Annotated in this window: 14 protein-coding genes; 5 read left to right on the top strand and 9 right to left on the bottom strand. The window is 54.1% G+C overall.

The window, feature by feature from the left end:
* Positions 1-58: 58 nt before the first annotated feature.
* Both VH413_03720 and VH413_03715 read right to left on the bottom strand, forming a co-directional pair.
* A complete protein-coding gene (locus VH413_03720; protein HEX3797785.1) occupies positions 59-1,825 on the bottom strand; it encodes a transporter in 1,767 nt (588 codons plus the stop codon).
* 43 nt (positions 1,826-1,868) lie between these two features.
* Positions 1,869-2,903, bottom strand: a complete 1,035-nt coding sequence (locus tag VH413_03715; GenBank protein HEX3797784.1) for a LacI family DNA-binding transcriptional regulator — start codon at positions 2,901-2,903, stop codon at positions 1,869-1,871.
* Between the two features lie 220 nt (positions 2,904-3,123).
* Here VH413_03715 and VH413_03710 point away from each other — a divergent pair, with 220 nt between their 5' ends.
* A complete protein-coding gene (locus VH413_03710; GenBank protein ID HEX3797783.1) occupies positions 3,124-4,137 on the top strand; it encodes a hydroxyacid dehydrogenase in 1,014 nt (337 codons plus the stop codon).
* Positions 4,121-5,035: a TIM barrel protein gene (locus tag VH413_03705; GenBank protein ID HEX3797782.1), complete on the top strand. Its 915-nt coding sequence runs from the start codon at positions 4,121-4,123 to the stop codon at positions 5,033-5,035. Before VH413_03710 ends, VH413_03705 begins: the two co-directional genes overlap by 17 nt.
* Before the next feature lie 10 nt (positions 5,036-5,045).
* Here VH413_03705 and VH413_03700 read toward each other — a convergent pair whose 3' ends face one another.
* The gene (locus VH413_03700; GenBank protein HEX3797781.1) at positions 5,046-5,780 is read right to left on the bottom strand and encodes a ThuA domain-containing protein; all 735 of its coding nucleotides are present in this window, start codon (positions 5,778-5,780) and stop codon (positions 5,046-5,048) included.
* A gap of 160 nt (positions 5,781-5,940) precedes the next feature.
* Between VH413_03700 and VH413_03695 the strand changes: the two genes are divergently transcribed.
* The gene (locus VH413_03695; GenBank protein ID HEX3797780.1) at positions 5,941-7,200 is read left to right on the top strand and encodes an alginate lyase family protein; all 1,260 of its coding nucleotides are present in this window, start codon (positions 5,941-5,943) and stop codon (positions 7,198-7,200) included.
* A gap of 10 nt (positions 7,201-7,210) precedes the next feature.
* Positions 7,211-8,632, top strand: a complete 1,422-nt coding sequence (locus tag VH413_03690; GenBank protein ID HEX3797779.1) for a hypothetical protein — start codon at positions 7,211-7,213, stop codon at positions 8,630-8,632.
* Between the two features lie 3 nt (positions 8,633-8,635).
* Here VH413_03690 and VH413_03685 read toward each other — a convergent pair whose 3' ends face one another.
* From VH413_03685 to VH413_03670, 4 genes are all read right to left on the bottom strand, one after another.
* Positions 8,636-9,745, bottom strand: a complete 1,110-nt coding sequence (locus VH413_03685; GenBank protein ID HEX3797778.1) for a zinc ribbon domain-containing protein — start codon at positions 9,743-9,745, stop codon at positions 8,636-8,638.
* Positions 9,738-10,298 (bottom strand): DUF3592 domain-containing protein, encoded by a 561-nt coding sequence (locus tag VH413_03680; protein ID HEX3797777.1) that lies wholly within the window; start codon positions 10,296-10,298, stop codon positions 9,738-9,740. The genes VH413_03685 and VH413_03680 overlap by 8 nt, the downstream gene beginning before the upstream one ends.
* A gap of 285 nt (positions 10,299-10,583) precedes the next feature.
* Complete coding sequence (locus VH413_03675) at positions 10,584-10,742, bottom strand: hypothetical protein (protein HEX3797776.1); 159 nt, start codon at positions 10,740-10,742, stop codon at positions 10,584-10,586.
* A 55-nt stretch (positions 10,743-10,797) separates the two neighbouring features.
* Positions 10,798-11,877, bottom strand: a complete 1,080-nt coding sequence (locus VH413_03670; protein HEX3797775.1) for an SPFH and helix-turn-helix domain-containing protein — start codon at positions 11,875-11,877, stop codon at positions 10,798-10,800.
* A 457-nt stretch (positions 11,878-12,334) separates the two neighbouring features.
* Between VH413_03670 and VH413_03665 the strand changes: the two genes are divergently transcribed.
* Positions 12,335-14,422, top strand: coding sequence for a hypothetical protein (locus tag VH413_03665; GenBank protein ID HEX3797774.1), 2,088 nt, complete (start codon positions 12,335-12,337; stop codon positions 14,420-14,422).
* 127 nt (positions 14,423-14,549) lie between these two features.
* Here VH413_03665 and VH413_03660 read toward each other — a convergent pair whose 3' ends face one another.
* Positions 14,550-15,548: a prepilin-type N-terminal cleavage/methylation domain-containing protein gene (locus VH413_03660; GenBank protein ID HEX3797773.1), complete on the bottom strand. Its 999-nt coding sequence runs from the start codon at positions 15,546-15,548 to the stop codon at positions 14,550-14,552.
* Between the two features lie 51 nt (positions 15,549-15,599).
* A complete protein-coding gene (locus VH413_03655) occupies positions 15,600-20,066 on the bottom strand; it encodes a hypothetical protein (GenBank protein ID HEX3797772.1) in 4,467 nt (1,488 codons plus the stop codon).
* Between the last annotated feature and the right edge of the window lie 136 nt (positions 20,067-20,202).

The raw sequence follows: 20,202 nt of genomic DNA, 5'->3' as shown, positions 1-20,202 counted from the left end.
CAACAAAGATTATAAGGCGCGGGGAATTTCACGAAGCAATCGAGTTCCCTGCGCTTTTTTATTTGGATGCCTCTGCGGCATTCAAAGCTGTTTGCTTCGCGGAATTAAAATAGAGGATTCCTCCCGGAACCAGCATGCACGCGACGCAGAAGGCGATGCCCAGGCGTCCAGCCAGCGAATTCGGAATTGCGAGCATCAACGCAAGAAAGCTTCCATAAATCAAACAGAGCATGCCCAGCGTGCGACATTGCTGCCGGTCACTGGCCACGCCGCCTTCCTGCTCAAAGTGAACGGGCGTCTTCATCGTGATAAAAAATTCTTCGACGCGTTTTTGTTCTTCAACCGGACGGGACTTTGCGAAGGCGCAACTGCCCAAAAACCAAATCGAACAGACGAGCACATTTAGCAGCGCGCCAATCAAGTAAGACCAGTCACTGGTTTCGCGCTTAGTAAGTGCGCTCCAATGAAACGTATGCTGCACCCAATCCGCATTGAAAAAATATTGGCCGGCCAGCGATGTGGAAAACCCAATCAGGACTGTGCTCCAACCCGCCCACGAAGGCGCGCGTTTGATTAATATTCCCCAGACCAGCGGCATCGAATAAGGGATCGCCACCCAGCCGCCAAAATTTTGCATCAAACTAAAAAGATTTGTGCCTTGCAAATTGCTGAATGCCGACGCTGCAAAGATAACTAGAACACCAAAAACCGCGGTCGTGATTTTTGCGGCGAAAAGCAATTCGGTTTCTTTCGCGTCCGGGCGCAGGACGATCTGATAAAAGTTTTTAACAAAAAAACCGGCATTGCGATTCAGGCCGCCATCCATCGCCGACATTGTGGCCGCGAAAATTCCGCTGATAAGCAAACCGATCATGCCGGCGGGCATAAAGTCGAAACAGGCGGCGATGTAGGAACCCTCCGAGGGATTGGGCAGACGCGGAAACATGGCGTGCAAATCGGGATGCGTGATGGCGGCGACCATCGGCGGAATGAACCACACGAGCGGGCCGATCAGAAACAGCGCCGTCCCAAGCAGCGCCGCCATGCGGGCGTTGCGGGTATCTTTCACGCTGAGATAGCGGGAAGATTCCAGGAGGGTATTTGTCACAATGAATTGCTTGATAAGAATCGCGATGATCCAAAGATAAAGAATCTCACTGCGCGCGCCCTCGGTGATCATCAGATGATGACGTGGCAATTTTTGAAAGAAGGCGCCGACACCACCAACTTGTGCGATGGCAAAAACGGCCGCGATGATTGTGACGGGCATCAGGATTAACATTTGGATGAAATCTCCCGCGACCACTGCCCACGAGCCGCCAAGCACTGCGATAATTAATACGACGACACCGGTGACAGCAATCGTCGCCGCAAGACTTTGATTAAATACGGCGGAAATAAAAACCGATAAGCCCATCAACCAAATCCCGGCGTAAAGAATGCCCAGTGGAATTTGCAGCCAGGTAAAAAACTGTTCGTTAGCGGGGCCGAATCGCTTGCGGACGGCTTGCATCGCCGTGATCACGCGCATTTGCCGAAATCTCGCGGCAAAAACGAGATAGTTAAAAAGAAAACCGATGGCGTTGCCGACATAGATCGTCACGATGATGAAGCCATCCTGGTAAGCCTTGCTCGCCGCGCCGGTGAAGGTCCAGGCGCTGAACGAAAGCATGAAGGCCGAACTGCCAACCATCCACCACAGGACCTTGCCGCCGCCGCGAAAATAATCGCTGGTGTTGGAGATGAACCGCCGGCAGACCCATCCGATCACCAGCATGAATAGAAAGTAAAATGCGATGACGGCGTAATCGTAGCGCGAAAGCATAATCGCAGTTTTAATTTGCGGCGGCGTCGCGACTGCGAACCGGTCAAGGCGCTTTGCCGGATGACTCGCGAACGGTAAGGCGCGAGGGCATGATGACATCGGCCAGGCTTTCGTCCTGCGTGCCGGTCATCTGCAACAAAAGTTCCGCCGCTTTCATGCCCATTTTTTCGGAGTCGGCATTCGCGCCGGTGATTTCGGGATGTTCTTCAACGCACACGCGGGTGGCATCCACGGCAACGATGCTCAGTTGCTCCGGGATGCGCCAGCCTTCGCGCGTGAGAAAATTAATCGCGCCGCGGGCCATCAGAGCATTGAGTGAAACCCAGGCGGTCGGGAAATTTTTGCGCTGCTTGCGTTCTAAAATGGCGGCGGCGGCTTTGCGCCCATCCACGCGATCGCCGCCGGTGACATCGAAAGTATTCTCGGGCGCAAGCGTCAAGCCGCGCAAGCGAAGCGCATCTTCGAGGGCGGTGCGGCGCGCCAGATTTTGCTTCAATAATTTATTGCCGCCCAGCCACGCGAAATGTTTATGGCCCAAATCCGCGAGGTGCGAGACGATCAATTCCGCTGATTGCGCCTCGTTCGGCAAAACTGATTGGCAAAGGCCGGGATAGCTCGCCGAAACACTCACAACGCGCTGGTGGGTTTTTTTGATCGTGTTCAAGAACCGCAAATCAACCTGGCCGAGGACGACGACGCCATAGAGATCGCCGCGACGAAGTTTTCGTTTGAGCGCGGCCTCATCGAGATCGTCCTCCGCGCCGAGATAGACGGTATTGAGTCCGCGTTCCTGCAAAGCGGTGTGCAAGCCGTGTTGCACGTGGCTGAAAAAATTGGATTGAGTATAAAGCCGCAGTCCGGCGCGCAAGATAAATCCCACGCTCGCCACGCCGGTGGAATTCTCACCCATCTGCATGCCTTTGGGGCGGTAACCCATCTTGATCGCGTAATCCCAGATGCGCTTGTAGGATTCTTCGCTGATGTTTTCGCGTTTGCCGTTCAGCACGAGTGAAACGAGCGCCTGGGAAACGCCCAAATCACTGGCAATGCGCTGTTGCGAGATGCTGCGGTTTTTCATTGTTCCTACTAATAACCAATCAGCCACGCATCTGGAAGCAAAGAATTGCCGAGCGAAGGGCAGCCGCCCGCCATGGTATAACATACTCACTCATTATGCGATCGGAGGTGCTTGGAATGCCGGTCTAAAAGGCAAGTTCTGGCTAATTGCCGGAAGAAATCATTAATAATAGTGTTTTTAGCTTGTCAACGAATGCGTTATTAATAATTATAAGTGTAGCGTGTCGAGCCCACGATCCATCATTGCCTTGACTGAAATGGAGGTCGAAGATTTCTTTCCCGGACATCTCTGGGAGGATTTGCAGGGATTACTTTCCCGTCCAACGCGTCTCGTCATGCCACCGTCGCAGCCGGAGGATTGGAACCGGCTGTGGCGCGAATCACCGCCGGATATTTTGATTTCAGGCTGGAAGACGCCGCCGTTACTCGGCGATTTGCGCGTGGGGCAGCCGGGCGGATTGCGCTATGTTTGCCATACTGCCGGGACGGTCCGAAAACTCGTGCCCCGGGAATTGATCACGCGCGGATTGCTAGTGACAAATTGGGGAAGTTCCATCAGCGCGACGGTCGCCGAAGGCACGTTGATGCTGATCCTGATGGCGTTGCGGCGAGCTTCTTCTTGGAGCGTTGCGATGCACCGCGAGGGCGCATGGAAAAACAATGAAACCGTTACTCATAGTTTGCTCGGACGGCGGGTGGGCATTCACGGATTCGGTGCCATTAGTCAGGTGCTGGCGTCAATGCTGCGCCCGTTTACGCAAACTATTCGATCATTTTCTCCACATGTGCCGGATCATCTATTTTCGGATTGCGGGGTTGAACGCGTTCATTGCCTGGAAGAACTTTTTGCGACGTCAGATGTTGTCATCGAATTGGCTGCGGCGATCCCGGAGAATCATCACATCGTAACCGAAGCGTTGCTGCGCAAGATTCCGGCTGGGGGAGTGTTCGTGAACATGGGGCGCGGAGAATTGGTGGATGAAGGCGCGCTGCTCAAGGTCGCGCGCGAAGGCAAATTGCAGATCGCCCTGGATGTTTTTGAATCGGAGCCGTTGGCGCAGGATTCGGCCTTGCGCGGTCTTGCGAATGTGACGCTCATGCCGCATTTGGGCGGTCCCACCAAAGAACGTCGTTGCGATTCCGGAAAACTCGCGCTCAAAAATCTGGAGGCATATTTGCGAGGCAAGCCGATGGAGGCAGTCGTCAATTTGGAGGTGTATGATCGTTCCACGTGAAGGCGGTGACCTGCGTTGGGGATTCTCGACGCTGGGTTGCCCTGAACTTTCATTGCCTCAAGTGGCGAGGCTGGCGGCGGAGTTCGGCGTCAGTGAAATTGAAGTGCGCGCGCTCGAAAGGCGGACGGATTTTCCGCGCTATGCCGAGGAGGAAAAGTTATCGCCGGAAGCGGCGAACCGGTTGCTCAAGACATTTCGCGGGCGTATTGTCGTTGCGGGTTCGGATTTCAAATTGATTGGCGCGTCGAAATTGGATCGGGCGATGTTCTTGTCGTTCTGCGATTGGGCGGAAAAATGGAACATACCTTACGTGCGAGTTTTTGGCGGAGGCACGTTTGGGAAGCCATTGATCGAAGCGGATTATGCCGAGGCGGCGGGCAATGTAAATTGGTGGCGGGAAGAAAAGCGGAAGCAAAATTGGCGCACCGAAATCCTACTAGAAACTCACGATGCGTTTTCGAGTTCGCCGCCCTGCGTGCGATTGTCCGCCGGGTTGGATGAGCCGCTGGGCGTCATCTGGGATTCGCATCATACCTGGCGGCTGGCGAATGAATCACCGGCGCAATCGTGGCTGATGCTGTGCGCTCTGGTGAAGCATGTGCATTTCAAAGACAGCATAGACCAGCCATCCGAGCGGCACGCGTTTACTTACGTGCTTCCGGGCGCGGGGCAGGTTCCCATCGCGGAGATCATGGCTTTGCTTCGGCGCGAAAATTTCCAAGGAGCGGTTTCGCTGGAGTGGGAAAAAATGTGGCACGCGTATTTGCCGGATTTGCGCGAGGCGTTGACTTATATGCGGACGCAAACCTGGTTTGGGAATCAGGACAGAGTTGCCGTTTCAAATGCCGTGGTCTCGCAGGCGAGCGCGTTCCCAGGATTGAACAGCCCCACCGTGTAACCGCGTTATGTCATTTTCGCGACACCCAACGGATGCTGCGAGCGACAAGCTGGCGATAGTTGGGGTTGTCATAGGCCGTGTGATCGTGGCCGAGTTGGAGATAGACGATGCGCGATTTGCCTTCAGTGCGATACCAGCCCAGCGGCTTTCCACTTTTGGGCAAGGTCGTGGTGATCAACGGTGTGACATCTGCGCCGACGTGGAAGCCCCAATAAATTTCGTCAAGGATGGTGAAATCGGACATGCCCTCGGTGATCGGATGGTCTTTCGCCACGATGACGATGGGCACTTCGACGCCATGTTTAAAACCGACGTCGGTGGTTACAACACCACTTTTGCCATCGCTTTCAGGATAGTGCCCGCCGATGATTCGTTCGTAATCAGGCCAATGCTGATAGCTGACCAGGGCGTGATGCAATACGACCAACCCGACGCCGCGTTTGAACAGCGAAAGAAAACCAGCTTTCTGCTTGTCCGTGATCTCGTTCGGCATGTCGTAGAGGACAACCGTATTGTAAGTCAAAATATCCCGGCGCTCGTAAGCGGGCGCGTTGGTGCGCGAGTTTTCCGCGATGGTGACGGTGATCTCGGGATTGTCTTTGAAGACTTTAAAAAATTGCTCCTGCTCGAAAGGATGGCCGCCCGTGATGAGGAGCACTTTGATTTTATTTGTGGCGTCGGCCGCGAAAATTGAGTTCGCACTGAGCGCGATGAAGACGCAGAGCCAGATCAGTTTAATTTTCATGTTGATTGAGCGATGCGAGCGGTTTAGCCGATTGCGAAAATATTAGCGAGCTTGAATAAGCGAAAAGAGCAGCGGAACGAACGCTGATTTGTAATGAATATAACTGACAATCGAATTTGAGTCGTGTATCAGAAACGAATTGCCGTGGAATATTGATTTGATGAAGCAATTTTTTTCATTTGCAGTCTGGTGCGTCTGGTTCTCGTTGATTCCATTTATCTCGACTGCGGCGAACTCGAAGACGATTGGAAATGCGACATCGCTCCCGCGCGTTTTTATCATGGATGCGCAACAAATCCAGGCGACCCGCCAGCGGTTGCGCGATGGCGACACGAATCTTCAGCCGGCGCTTAAAGAACTCGAGCGTGATGCGAAAAAGGCGATGTCCGCCGGGCCGTTTAGCGTGGTGAATAAAAAGGATGTGCCGCCCAGCGGCGACAAGCACGACTACATGAGCGAGGCGCCGTATTTTTGGCCGAATCCTGATACGACCAACGGTTTTCCCTACATTCGTCGCGATGGGGAACGCAACCCGGCGCGAAATTCTTCCGATCATCAAACACTCGACGAATTGGAATCGAGCGTGGAGACGCTGTCGCTGGCCTATTATTTTACCGGCAAGGAAGATTACGCGGCGAAGGCGGTGGAATTGTTGCGCGTATGGTTTATTAATCCAGCCACGCGCATGAATCCGAATCTTGAATACGGCCAGTCGGTGCCCGGCGTGAACAGCGGGAGGGGCAGCGGCTTGATTGAAACGCGGGGGCTGACGCGCGTGGTGGATGGCATCGGACTGCTGGAGGATTCACCGGCGCTGACGGAACGCGACCGGGCGGAGATCAAGAAATGGTTCACGCAATTTTTGAAATGGATGCGCGAGAGCAAAATTGGGCGCACTGAAGGAAAGGCGAAGAACAATCATGGAACTTATTACGACGTGCAGACTTCGTCTTTTGCCTTGTTCATCGGTGAAAAAGATTTGGCGCGGAACATTTTGCGGAATGATCGGGACAAATGCATTCCTTCGCAGATCGAGCCGGATGGCCGGCAGCCGCTGGAACTTGCCCGCACGCGAAGTTGGACTTACAGCGTCATGAATCTCAGCGGTTTGATGTCGCTGGCGGCGCTCGGGGAAAATGTGAAGGTGGATCTATGGAATTACCAGACGGTGGACGGGCGCAGCATTCGCAAGGCGCTGGATTATCTTATCGGCTTTTCTTTTGAAGATAAGAAGTGGCCGGATGAACAACTCGGAGGCGTTTCGCGGCAGAGCTTATATTCGCTTGTGCGGCTGGCGGCGCATAAGTTTCCGCATTCACATTATGCGGAGTTGCTCGCGAAGATGCCGCCGGTCGAACCGAACAGCCGCGCGAATCTTTTGATTCCCCGGGCTGCCGATCCTAACTTGACGCCAGAATGAGGAAATTATTTTGAAACAAAAACTATTTATACTTGTGACTTGGTTGTTGTGCGTCACAGCGTGGCGCTGTTCGGGTCAAACACCGGTGACGATTACGTTTGATACCAATCGGACAGGCGCGGCGATTTCGCCGTGGTTCAGTGGGTTGAGTTTTGAAACGCAGATGGAACTGCCGATGACAAACGGGGAATATTATTTCCGGGCGTCGAACAAGCCGCTGGTAAAACTTTTTCAGACGCTGGGGATTAAAAATTTGCGCGTGGGTGGGAACACGGCAGACCGGGCGACAATAGGGGTTCCAGGCGAGGCTGATATTGATAGCTTATTTGCTTTTGCCGAAGCGGCCGGGGTGAAGGTTATTTATACATTCCGACTTAATAACGGTGATCCCAAACGCGAGGGGCAGCTAGCGAAGTATATCATGGGCCGATATAAGGCGAATCTCGCCTGTTTTGAAATCGGCAACGAACCGAATGTTTATGCGAAGGAGTATCCGGTTTATCGCGAGGAGTGGAAGAATTACATGGCAGCGATCACGGCTCCGGACGCCGCGCCGGATGCGAAATTTTGCGGGCCGAGTGCGACAGCAGCGCGGAGGTCGTGGGCAGTTAATTTCGCTGAAGATTTTGGACATACCGACAAGGTAGTAGCTGCCACACAGCATGAATATCCCGGCGGCGCGGCAGGCAAGGCAACGAACTTGATCGCGGCGCAAGACCGGCTTTTATCGCCACAACTCCTTAAAAATTATGAAAAAGCTTACCTATCGTATGCACCGACGGTCATCTCGAATGGGCTGGCGATTCGGATTGAGGAGGCGAATAGTTTTTATAACGGCGGCGCGCGAGGAGTGAGTGATACGCTGGCTTCGGCATTGTGGAGTTTGGATTATATGTATTGGTGGGCGCAACATGGCGCCGAGGGAATCAATTTTCACACGGGCGACCGGGTGGCGATAGGGAAGGGAATGGGCAGTCCCGGTTACGCAAGTTTCACTACCTCGGCGGGCGGATATTTGGTTCATCCGATTGGTTACGGAATCAAGATGTTCGATTTCGGCGGGCATGGAAAGATGCTGCCGGTTGAGGTTCACACCAATGCGGGTGAAATAAATCTCACTGCTTATGCGAGCATGGCGAATGATGGCGTTGTCTGTTTGACAATCCTCAACAAAGAACACGGCAGGGGAGCATTGGCGGCGGAGGTGTCCATCGGCAAGAGCGGCGTTTTTGGAAGCGCGCAGGTTATCTATTTGAAATCGTCGAATGGAGATGTGGGAGCGACTACGGGCGTGACGATTGGCGGCGCGATGATCAAGGACGATGGATCATGGAGCGGCGATTGGAAATATTTAAAGCCTTCGAGCGACGGTGAGTTTTCGGTGATGTTGCCGCCGGCAAGTGCGGTCGTGGTGAAATTGGTTCCGCGCTGATTCTCAGTGATGGGTTGCGATGAGGAGCGCGAGTCCAACCAATGCCATGCCTCCTAAAACTGCGAACATGATTTTCACCCAGCTCTTCGGATATTTTCCGCACATCGCACCGGTGTAGCCATTGATGACGACCTGGTAATTTGTCGCGCCATAATTGTAGGCGAGCAGCCAAATAGGCACGAGAACGTGCTTAAAAGTTTGGCCCGAATAATCGGTTTCAACTTGCAGGTCACGATGCGTGTCGCCGGGAACTTCGGCGGCGCAAAGGCGGGTCATCTCAGCGTCCATTTCCTGGCGTGCCTGCTGGGCGGCGGCGATGAGGTCAATCTGGTAGCGCTCGACCACCCAACCGGAAAGATAACCGGAATTGTAGGCGACAAGTTCCTGAGTGGTGGGAAAAGGTTCGACGCGGCGAAGCATGGCCGGCTGCACGCCGCGGGAAGCGGGCACAAGTTCGTCATCAAAAAAATGGTCCACGGCGCCGGCGCTGGCTTCCCAACGGATGTGCTGCACCTGGCGGGTTTGCGTGTTGCCATTGTTGTCGGTGTAAGTTTCCGTGGTGTAATAATAATAGCCGCTCTCGGCGGTCCACTCGGCGTGAACTTGGGCGTCGAAAGTCCAGTAGGGGATGTAAAGGCCCTTGACGGTATCGGTGAGCGCGGCGTGCTTGAGTTTGTTCGGCACGAACCAACGGTTGCCATACCATCTGCGGATGGCATCGCGCACCTGATTCTCGCTAAGCTTCATTGGAAGCAAACTCTCGGGACGAAACGCCTCCTTGATTTCTTCGTACGGCACCAAGGCGGTTGATCCGCAAAAATCGCAACGCTGGCTGACACGTTCGGGATCGAACACAGAAATAGCCTGGCAACTCTGACACTTGACGGAAATTTTCTTCGCTTGCCAGCCGCGTTGTTCATCGGGAATGCCGCGCAAGGCCGCGACGAGATCATGCTCGACGATTTGCTCCGTGCCGGCAGATGTGAGTTCCGCTTGCGCGGGCGAAAGCGTGCCGCAGAACGGGCAGACAAGCGCTTTTTTGGCGGGATTCCATTGCGCCTCGCCACCGCAAGCGGGGCAGGAGAATTTTTTTTGGGCTATGGCTTCAGACATTCGATTGAATGGGTGAAACAACTTTTTGTTTAGTGAACCGGTCATGAATCCTCGGCCAATAAAATGCGCCGATTCCCGCCAATGAGAATATGAAACCTAAGACGAAGAAAATCGTCGGACCGCCCCATAGTTGCATATAATTGTTGATGGTGGCGTGTCGCGGATTGGATGAAAGATAAAGAACATCCACCTTCTGCCCAACAGAGAATTCGGGTGGCGACTGGCCTGCTGAAGATGAGATCGTATATTCAACCGCGTTCAGATCGCGAAATCGAAACGTAGGGGCGTAAGTGGGCGATCCATCTTGGGAATCATGCCGCTCAAGCGCGACTACGGTGCCTTCAGCATGTTTAGCGACGCTTACGAAGTGTAGAACATACAATCCCCATACAAATGTCGCGATCAAACACAGACCTCCAACCCCAGAAAAAAGTGATGTGGGCTTTAAGCCGAACTGCTTGAAATTTCTGCGCGAGGCAAATATTACACCCCAGCCAAAACCGATCGCCATTGCGAAAGTGAAGGCCAAGATTATGAAAACAGCTATTGTCACAACAATAATTTAAAGGATAGATAGTCTCATCCGATTTTCTAAATTAACATAACGCCAGTCGAACATCGGGTTCGATTTATTAAGGAAGGAAATTCGCGGTCTGGTCGAACTATATTTTTTAGCCACTAACAGCCCGATGAACTCTCGCGGTGGTCCAAGCCTTCGGAATTGGCCAACGCACTAACACTAATCCTCCACTAATGACCACCGAGATTGCGATAAACGATTCCCATAGAATCCACAAATCATTCATCGCCCATCCCTCTTTGATAATATCAGGCTCACTCATGGAGCGATGACTGACAATCCGACGACAGAAACAGGATTATGGATCCAATCTCCCGGTTGCCAATAATCGAAGCCAAAGGCATCGGTGCAGTCATAAAGTCTGCCATCCACCAGTTCCTGCCAAATCGCAGTATTAATAATTGTCAATGCGATCAATGCAACGCAGAATTTTATCGTCGCCTTCAAATTCCTCAGCGTCAGAAAATTGAAATTACGACTTCAAAAACTCGTCCAATGCGGACTTTGTCACGCGCCAGGTTGCGCCGATTTTTTTGCCTTTGATGTCGCCTTTTTCGAGGGTGGCGATCACATCGCCTTCGCTCACGCCGAGGATGCGTGCGACATCGGAGGTGCCAAGCAATTCCGGTGTGCCACCGCCTGCTGAAATAACCGGTGGAACAGCGCCTGCGCCGCCAGCGGGCGGTGTGGTTTGTGGGGTGTTCAGGGCGGAGACCATTTGATTGCCCATCGCGAGACCGGCACCGAGGCTGGCGGCGGTTCCGGCGAGGTTACCACCTTCGCCACCTTTGCCCATGCCTTCGGCCATTTGATATTTGACGTAGTCGTTGAGGTTGCCGATGGCGGCCATGCTGCTGCGTTTGTCAATCGCTTGTTCGACTTCGGGCGGCACGGAGACGTTCTCAACAATGAAGCTGGGAATCTCGATCCCGTATTTGCTCATCACGGCGGGATTAATGAGCGGGAGCAGGGCGGCGCCGAGTTCAGTGTAGCGGGAAGCGAGGTCGAGTACGGGAACCTTGGCGGAAGCCATTGCGTCGGTGAAGACGCTGACGATGCGCGAGCGCATGGTGTCGGCAAATTCATCGAGACGGAAATGGTCATCCGTGCCGGCGACTTCCTTGAGGAACAGCTTCACATCGGTGACATGAAAATCAAATGTGCCGTAGGCGCGCGCGCGAACGATGCCGAAATCGGGATCGCGCATCATGATGGGATTGGCGGTTCCCCATTTGTTGCCGGTGAAGAGGCGCGTATTGACGAAATAGACGTCGGCTTTGAACGGCGAGTGGAGGCCATACTTCCAGCCTTTGAGCGTGGAGAGAATGGGGATGTTATCGGTGGTCAGCGTGTGCTTGCCCGGGCCAAAGGAATCGCCGAACTGGCCGAGATACACGAATTGTGCGACTTGCGACTCGCGGACGATGAGTTGCGCGCCGTTCTTGATTTCCTTGTCCAGGTCGGGATAGCGGAAGGAGATGGTGTCGCGGGAATCGTCCTGCCACTCGATGATTTCGAGGAATTGTGTTTTGAGATAATCAATTAAACCCATAATCAGCCTTTGTTGGTAGCACGATGGTTCAAATGTTGAAATCTGTGAAGTATAAAAAGTTGCGAAGAATGTAATGGATGGGCGCTGCACGCTGCCGCAGGTGATGAAGTGGCAGATTAGATTTTTCCCGGGAACTGTGCTAGGATGGATGCCGCTCTTTGTAAATTGAGTGATTTGGAGATGGTTTTGAACGAACTCTGCGATGTTTGTGAATCGTCGAGCGCGTCCGAGCGCAAAAGTGCGGATAAGTGCGGATATTTTTTTTAGGTGATTCGCAATTTGCGTTGCCCACTCGCGCAGGTTTGCAAAATGCGGGTGATGAAATTAAAGGACGGACTGGGATTCTTTAAATTATCAGCAAATCTATCTCGTTTGAGAAAGCTCGAAAGAAATATTTGGAGGCATGATGGATGCTGATGTTCGCTTACATGTTGTTGTTTAAGGGACTTAAAGGATCATGGCACCGCGTCTAAAACTTTGGCTCGACCGTTTTGCGGGGCAACATTCGGCGTTGACGCCGCTGGATGTGCTTGCGTCATCGGCTTCGCCCACGGACACGCTGGAACATCGGTTGAACTGGCTGGTGAATGTCGTTCAATGGATTCGCCGACCGGGCCACGAGGACGAAGTGCAGGCGCTTTCCGAATTGCAAATCCAGACCGGACGTTTGCGGCGGCTCTTGGACGTGCTCGACAAAAATCCCGAATGGAAAATTTCGGTGGCGCGCACGTTACGGTCCATCATTCGCGAGACGAGCGCGCTGGAATTATTTTGTGAGACGGGTTTGCCGCGGCAATTTGGCATGCTGCGGGAAATAGGCGAAAGGTTGTCGCGAAAAATTCTGCCGCCGCCCGGCGCAACGGAACTGGGCGTGTTGTTCGACCGGTTTTTTCCACATCGCAATGACGATGCCTGGATCGAAAAATTGGATGAGGCGACGTTGCAGCGTTTTCGCGATCTACTGGAGTTCAACGTGAGTGATGAGGAGGGCGACTGGAACACGCTGGCCGAGGAATTGGAGGACGCGCTATTTCAACTCGCCGCACAACTGCGCATCAGCGGTTGTTCCGCCGCCATTCGCGCGCGCATCAAGCATCAACGCGTGCGGGATCTGCCGTTTTTTAAACTGACCGGCGCCTTGCAAGCGGTTGTCAATGCCCGCGACTCTGGCGACCCGGCGACGTTACTCGCGGAACTCAATCACCTGCGTGCCTTGACGGATGCGTGCCATCACGCGGCGGAAGAAGTGCTGACGCATCTCGAAAAGCGCGGCGTGAGCACGGATGTGGTTTACCAACTGGCGTTCATTGAGGCGGGATTGGATCGGTTTGCGATATTGCTGGAACTTAATTTTGACCAGGCGCTGCCGTTGAATCGGATCGCGGAATTTGTCGCGCGGCTGGTCCGCGAAAATCGCGCGCGGGAGAGTGTGATGGTTTTGTTGCAGCAAAATTTTCATCTGCTGACGCGAAAAATCGTCGAGCGCAGCGGTGAGACGGGTGAACATTATATCGCGCGGACGCCGAAGGAGTATGGCGAAATGCTGCGGCGGGCGGCGGGCGGCGGAGTCATCATGGCGTTCACGACCTGGTTCAAGATCATCATTCTTGGTTGGGAATTGCCCGGGTTGCTGGAAGGCTTTGCGGCGTCGGTGAATTATTCCACCGGGTTTGTCGCGATTCAATTAACCGGCTCAACGCTGGCCACCAAGCAACCGGCCAATACTGCACCCGCGCTGGCGGATCGCATGCATCAAGTTCGCGAACCAGCCGCGCTCGAAGCGCTGGTGAACGAGATCGTATGCCTGATCCGGTCGCAGTTCGCCTCAATCGTGGGAAATCTGGCGCTGGTTGCGCCTACGATGCTGGCATTGCATTTTTTGGTATTGTGGCTCACCGGAGCGACGATGATGACGCCTGAACGGGCGGTGAAGGCGATTCACGCCGTATCTTTTTTCGGGCCGAGCATTTTATACGCGGCTTTCACGGGCGTGCTGTTGTGGGCTTCCAGCCTCGCCGCCGCGTGGGCGGATAACTGGTTCGTGTGCCATCGCATCGGCGAAGCACTGGAGACGGATCAGCGGTTGGTTCGTGTGCTTGGCACGAGTCGCGCCTTGCGGTTCGGACGTTTCTGGACGCGCAATGTCGCCGGGCTCGCGGGAAATATTTCCTTCGGATTCATGCTGGGGTTGATACCGGAAGTGGCGAAGTTCGCCGGGCTGCCGCTGGACATCCGCCACGTGACGCTTTCGTCAAGCATGCTGGTTACGGCTTCGGCAACGATCGGAATATCGGTATTGACGACGGCGGCGTTTTGGCTTGGAGTGATAGGCATCCTGGGAATTGGTTGCATGAACCTGGCGGTAAGTTTTTGGTTGGCGATGTCCGTGGCCATTCGCGCGCGGGGAATTCAATCGCCGGAGCGGCATGCGATTTATCATTCACTTTGGGCCAGGTTGTGTGAACAGCCTTTGAGTTTCATCCTGCCGGTTGGTTCAGCGGGGAAAATAATACAACCGTCTGCGCAACTAGCGGCCAAAGTATGATAGGTAATTGTTGATCCTTAAATTGCACGCTATTATTTGTGCTCTTGCTTGGTTATCAACTAGCCGGAAAAAACAGCGCTTTAAGGAGCGCTGTTTTGCCATTTTAAAATGGAGGGAACCTGGAGAATTATTTCATGGTGCCGCTAGCGGTCTTCAAAAATACTCCATCCATACTAGGAACATCCATGGAAACACGAGTATTCATCGGATTTCCGAATTGGGGAGGTCCTCCGGGCGGGTTGAGCGCGGCATTCCATCTGGTAATGATCCCAGAATCAGTCCATTTTTTGATTTGCGCATGTCCATCACAAAAAGAAATGCCCCCGGCGTTGTTATGATATGAGGCTGGACAATCCACCCATTGGTTTTCGTCGGTCGTGCCGGAATTCTCCGGCCAGCAAATGAATGAACCGTCATTCAGGCTATAAGGATTCTCGTCAATAAACAGCCAGGTTTGCGAAGCCCCCGGAACATTGAAGTCAGAATCTTTATAGAACAACTGCACGGCTGTGTTGCCTTCAAACGGCTTAATTGGGGCCAGCCAAGTATTCATGGACATACTGCGCACATGCGGATATTGGATGGTAAACGCAGAGTAGTTGTATTTATCCGCCGGACATTTGTATACCGAAGTATTGTTGACATAGGGATAAATCAAGCCCGCCTGAATCCATTGATATCCAAGATTTACTGTGGCATTGGCCGCACTTAGTTCGGATGATGCATCCTGACGGCCTGGACACCATTGGGCCAAGCCATTATTTTGAGTCGCCGGACCGGCAATTTTTATCAAAGGATCCGTGAGACTGGCTGGCTGATCCGCTTCATCCCCATTGAGCGCAAGCTTCCCATTATTATCCCCCTGATACATGATCCATCCGAGGGACAACTGTTTTTCGTTGCTCATACATTGAATGCCTTGGGCCTTCTGCTTGGCCTTGGCTAATGCCGGCAATAGCAACCCTGCGAGAATTGCGATGATGGCGATCACCACCAGCAATTCAATCAGGGTAAAACCAGCCCGCGCGCCGTCTTTTAATTGGCATAATGCGTGACCAGCAGGGGAACCGACCCCCCCGCGAACGGGGGAGCCGGTGCAATTACTAATTTTCGTATTTGTAGTCATTTATGTTACGTATTTGACAGTAGCCTACAGGCACCACTGTTGCAAGTGTGGCTACTGTACCTGTATTCGGAAGTAACCGGCGGTCCCGCTTTCCGCCTGAGTGAACGTGTGCGGGCTGCCATTACCCGGGAAGCTGTCCACCTGGGTATAGGCTCCATTGAGCGTGGGCGACTTGAGCAGGAGGTAGGTGTGCCCGGTCAAAGTATTGACCGTCAAGCCTATAGCCCCCGGCGTGCTGGTCGAGGGCGCTCCCGTGATGGTTACCTGGATCGGAGCGACGGTGAGCATCAGAAACTGGGCGTTGAGGTTGTTACCGCTTGTCAGGTTAAGCGTCGCCGTGTTAGTGCCGCCGAGGAAGGTGACGGTGGACTTGTTGCCATTGGCGTCACGCATCGGAATCCAATGCCACGTTTGCCAGCCAGCCGCGTTCGGATCCGAAAAGGTTCCAAGCACGTTGCTCGATTGGACTGAAGTGCCTACGCCACTGGTTACCATGCTGAGCGTAGTTCCGCTGAATGGTCCTGCACCGCCAGCCAAACGACCCCATACATTATAGGTGCCAGCCGGATAATGGCGGGTGTAATTCATCCAGTAGCCGCCACCGTAGTAACCGATGTCAACCGGGCCGATATTCGGATCACCGAGCAGGGTGCGAGCGGCGGTGAATTTCGGGCGGACTCCTGTATCGGTCGTCATTTCCTGGCCGACACCGTCATTGCGGTAGATTTCCGATGTGGCTGATTGGCCATCGTTCGGGAAGTGGATGTCAATACCTTGCAAGGCAATGGCACTTGGATTTCCCGTTGGGAAACCAAAGTAACTGTTCGTTGCGAGCGTGCCCATCGCGGTCTGGTTGGCATCGCAAGTTGGAACGGGATTATCAATAAACATGCCCCCAGTCGTCCCATCTATACTGAAGTCGTAATCCACACACTCCAACTGATAGTTGGTCGCATTGAAGGTATCGAAAGTAACAGGAAAGACCGAGACCAGCCCGCCAGAATTCGTTACCGTGAGCGTCGCCGTGTAAAGACTATTGGCGATAAGCGGATAAGTGACCGTAAGGCTTCCATTAAGCGGGGTAATGGTCGTTTGGGAAGTCACGTCCGCGCCGTTCACCACGAGGTCAACTCCGCCAGCCGTCAAAGCCGCGCCATTTGCAGGACTAACCGTATAAGACAGCTTGTTGGTGGCCTGGAACAGAGTTGAGCCATCCGGATAAACATTCTGCAACGCCGGTGTGATGATCGGCGCGACCGGAACCAGCATGTAAAATCCGATGTTAGGATTGCCCACGACCGTGGATTTAAGGGTCTGATTGCCCGTGCCCAAGGTCACAGAAACGCGATTGCCGAATTGGTCCACCAATGGCACATACACGAAGCTGTTGTAGCTGGCATCCGTGAAAGATGCATTGCCGAAGTTGCCCAACACGTTTGAAGTCTGGTTGGGTTGAGTCGGATCGCTGGTGACTTGCGACAAGGTCATTTCCGCGCCGCTACCGCTGGTGGCGAGATAAGCCCAGACGTTGTAAGCACCGGCAGGAGCCGAGCCGCCACTGCCGAAAGTGCGGGTGTAGTTCAACCAGTCGCCACCGCTGTTGAAGCCGACTTCAACTTCGATGTCATTGGTATCGCCATTGGCTGCGGCAGTAACGAACTTCTGTTCCGTGCCAGTTGGAGGCACGCCCGTGTTCGGGGCAGCGCCTTCGATGATCACCGCGTCGCTCGGACGATAATAGCTCTGGGTTGAAGAGCGGGGAGCCTTGTGTTCGTCCACACCTTCAACGCCGACTTGGCCTTGATAGAGCGCCAACCCGCCGTTCTGGGGGGTATTTTGAAATGTGCCGTTGGAGTAATTAAAGTCCGAAGCCTCAATAACGAGCGACGGTTGCAACGTATCCAAAACTGCCGAAGGCGAAGAAACCGCCACGCCGTTCGCGTCTGTCGCCACAACGGAGATGGAGCGATAGATCGTGTTCGGTGTGAGATTATAGGTGACACTTACGCTGGCCGTGCCAATGCCGGTAACCGAGATATTGGTGGAGGTCAACCCGTTCGTAATACTGTTGGTTGTAATTCCCCCGAGCGTTGTCGAACGCACGACGACTTGAATGTTGGTAATAATGCTGAGCGGCGACGTTACCGTGGCAGTGACAGTCGTATTCGTGCAGAGGGTTACGAGGTTTGGAGTGATCGCTGAGACGACCGGGGCCGACGGTCCACTGATGAAGCCGAGGTTTGCGTCATCCCAATAAATCGAACCACCGTTGCTGTTCGGATTGGCGACGAGGATTCGATATTGAACTCGCGAGGCATTCGGGGGTGCGGTGAGCACACCAGTCGGCACGGTGGCCAAAAGCGCCCCAGTATTGACGCCATTATTGACGATCATTTGATTCGTCACCGCCAGATACACCCAGGTATCTTTGGGGAAGGGTCCCTCAACTCCGCATTGCAGATTGGAGATGGTATAGGACTGGTAAGCCGAAAGCAGGACGCCGTCGGCATCAAGAAAGTCAACTTCATAATGGAAGCTGGCTGTGCCGTTCAACAGGTCTTCGTGAGAAGCCAGGGTATAAGCGCCAGCAGTGTAAACGGAACCTGCGACCGTCGAAGCAGTTTGGGTCCAGGAACTAGGCCCGGGGAACTGGCCGTAGATGTTGCCGACGTTCACGCCGGTATGGCTGACAACCAACTGCGCGGGACTGTCGGGAGGGCAGAGACCGGCATTATAATAAGTTGCACTGCCAGTGTTGATAGTATTGGCGTTGCCAGCCGTAGCCCATCCAGTACTGTTCGGGGCTGTTTCCAATCCAGGATTGACCAGTTGATTCACACCACCGATGCCGATACCGACGCCGCCGGTAAAGGTCAAATACACCGTCGTGTTGCTAACTGAAAGGTTACCCGTGGCTCCGCCCGGAAGAGTAAGCACCGGTGACGAAACCGTGCCGCCAGCCAAGGGGTTGACCGCGGTGAAAAGCGGAACGGAGGAGCCGACACTAAGACCGGCAGGCACCGAAGAGATCTTGATGTTCAGAGTGCTGTCGGAAGAAGGCCAGGTGATCGTACTGGCAGAAACGGCGGGTTGCGTTGCCGAAGTAAGAGCAAATTGCAACGTCACATTGTTATCGAGTGTGAAGTTACTGATGGGGTTCGTTGTGCCGCCGATCGAGCCAGCAACCGTCAGCGTGCCGCCGCCAACGAATACGATGGAACCAACCGCTGTGCCAGTGGCGGATTCGGTTTGGGTAATGTTGCCATTGCAAACCACCGTTCCGTTCGAGATGGTTAGCGTACCGGTAGCCGGGCCGGTGGAGGATTGGCTGGCCAACGAGATGCCCGAACCGACCGTCAATTTCGCGTTGGCACCGACCGTTATCGCGGATGTGGAGGCGCCTATAAATCCGCCGGAAGAATTCGCGGATGTGTTGCTCGCCATGATCAACGAGGTTGCATCAATGACACCGGTGTCAAACTGAAGAACGCCATTGCCCGCGAGACCCGCCGCGCCACTGGAAGCGGCGCCCGCGTTCGGGGCTTCGCCGACGATCAAAGTAGCGGCCTTGATGTCCACTGGAGCGCCGTTCAAGAGCAAGCTGCCGGTGGTTTGACCCGTGCTGTTGGCGACGTTGCGGTTGCCGAGAGTAATGTTCGCGCGCGATGCATCGGTTCCCGTGAGGCCGCGAATTCTTAGACCGCCCGCCTGATTGGAAACGGACGCGCTGTTCTTGTTGTTCGAGACGTTGAAATTGGCGACGTTGATGATGTTCGTGCCGGTTCCAAGGGTGATCGAACCCAGAGGACCGCCATTAGCGGTGGCGCTGGTGGACAAATTGATGTTCGACGCAGTAATACTATTGCTGCCGCTGGCGAGGATCAGAGCGCCGCCGGCACGGAGAAAGCTGCCAGTGGTGTCCGCGATGCTCAGGTTTCCAGTGGGATTGCTGAACACGAACGACGAGAGACCGGAGAGGTTCAGCGTGGCCGAGGAAGTCGTGGCACTGCCGTTGTAGTTTTCAATTGTGGCATTGGTTACCGACGCAACGAGTGAGCCGCCGCCGATAAAGTTGACCTGAGTGACGGCCGGATTGGCATTGAGGCCACCGACGACCAAAGAACCGGTAACGGTCAAAGTTTTGCCGGCATCAATTTCGGTGACGTGAGGAGCGCCAGCCGTGGCGTTATTGTAAGTGAGCGATGCAATAGTGCCGGCGAAGCTCGCGTCTACAGTATTGTCGGCGGAATTGGTTGACGAGGACGTGTCGTTCGGGCCGAAGACAACCGTATCGGTTGCAAGCGGACCGTTTGGGCCGGTGGTCATGGGGGTCCAATTACCAGGCGTGCTCCAATTTCCGCTGGCGGCATTCCAAGTGTAGGAATCGGCACTCGCGGTTTTCGCGGCGCCAAGAAGCGCGGCAATGCCCAGCGCTGCGAAAAATTTTGAAAAATGTCTGCTGCTGCGGACGCCGGCAAAGCGGAGTCCTTCTTCCCGGGGAGTTCGAGAATTTATCATAGAGTTGGCTGAGGGTGGGTTTGGGGCATTGACTGATTTCATGTTGTTGCGTGTTGATTAAACGGACCGTTGCTGGTTTACGGCGTCATGCGTTTTTGCGTGCGAAGACACGCCGTGTCGCGAAGTGACTCGTGGC

The organism is Verrucomicrobiia bacterium (genome assembly GCA_036268055.1).
GTDB lineage: Bacteria > Verrucomicrobiota > Verrucomicrobiia > Limisphaerales > Pedosphaeraceae > DATAUW01.
Note: the sequence above shows the minus strand (reverse complement) of the source record. Positions and strands in the feature narration are given on the sequence as shown.

Bases quoted from the DNA above. Each gene is read 5' to 3' on its own strand.
- VH413_03720 (HEX3797785.1), bottom strand. From the start codon at position 1,825: ATGCTTTCGCGCTACGATTACGCCGTCATCGCATTTTACTTTCTATTC.
- VH413_03715 (HEX3797784.1), bottom strand. From the start codon at position 2,903: ATGAAAAACCGCAGCATCTCGCAACAGCGCATTGCCAGTGATTTGGGC.
- VH413_03705 (HEX3797782.1), top strand. From the start codon at position 4,121: ATGATCGTTCCACGTGAAGGCGGTGACCTGCGTTGGGGATTCTCGACG.
- VH413_03700 (HEX3797781.1), bottom strand. From the start codon at position 5,780: ATGAAAATTAAACTGATCTGGCTCTGCGTCTTCATCGCGCTCAGTGCG.
- VH413_03695 (HEX3797780.1), top strand. From the start codon at position 5,941: ATGAAGCAATTTTTTTCATTTGCAGTCTGGTGCGTCTGGTTCTCGTTG.
- VH413_03685 (HEX3797778.1), bottom strand. From the start codon at position 9,745: ATGTCTGAAGCCATAGCCCAAAAAAAATTCTCCTGCCCCGCTTGCGGT.
- VH413_03670 (HEX3797775.1), bottom strand. From the start codon at position 11,877: ATGGGTTTAATTGATTATCTCAAAACACAATTCCTCGAAATCATCGAG.
- VH413_03665 (HEX3797774.1), top strand. From the start codon at position 12,335: ATGGCACCGCGTCTAAAACTTTGGCTCGACCGTTTTGCGGGGCAACAT.
- VH413_03660 (HEX3797773.1), bottom strand. From the start codon at position 15,548: ATGACTACAAATACGAAAATTAGTAATTGCACCGGCTCCCCCGTTCGC.
- VH413_03655 (HEX3797772.1), bottom strand. From the start codon at position 20,066: ATGATAAATTCTCGAACTCCCCGGGAAGAAGGACTCCGCTTTGCCGGC.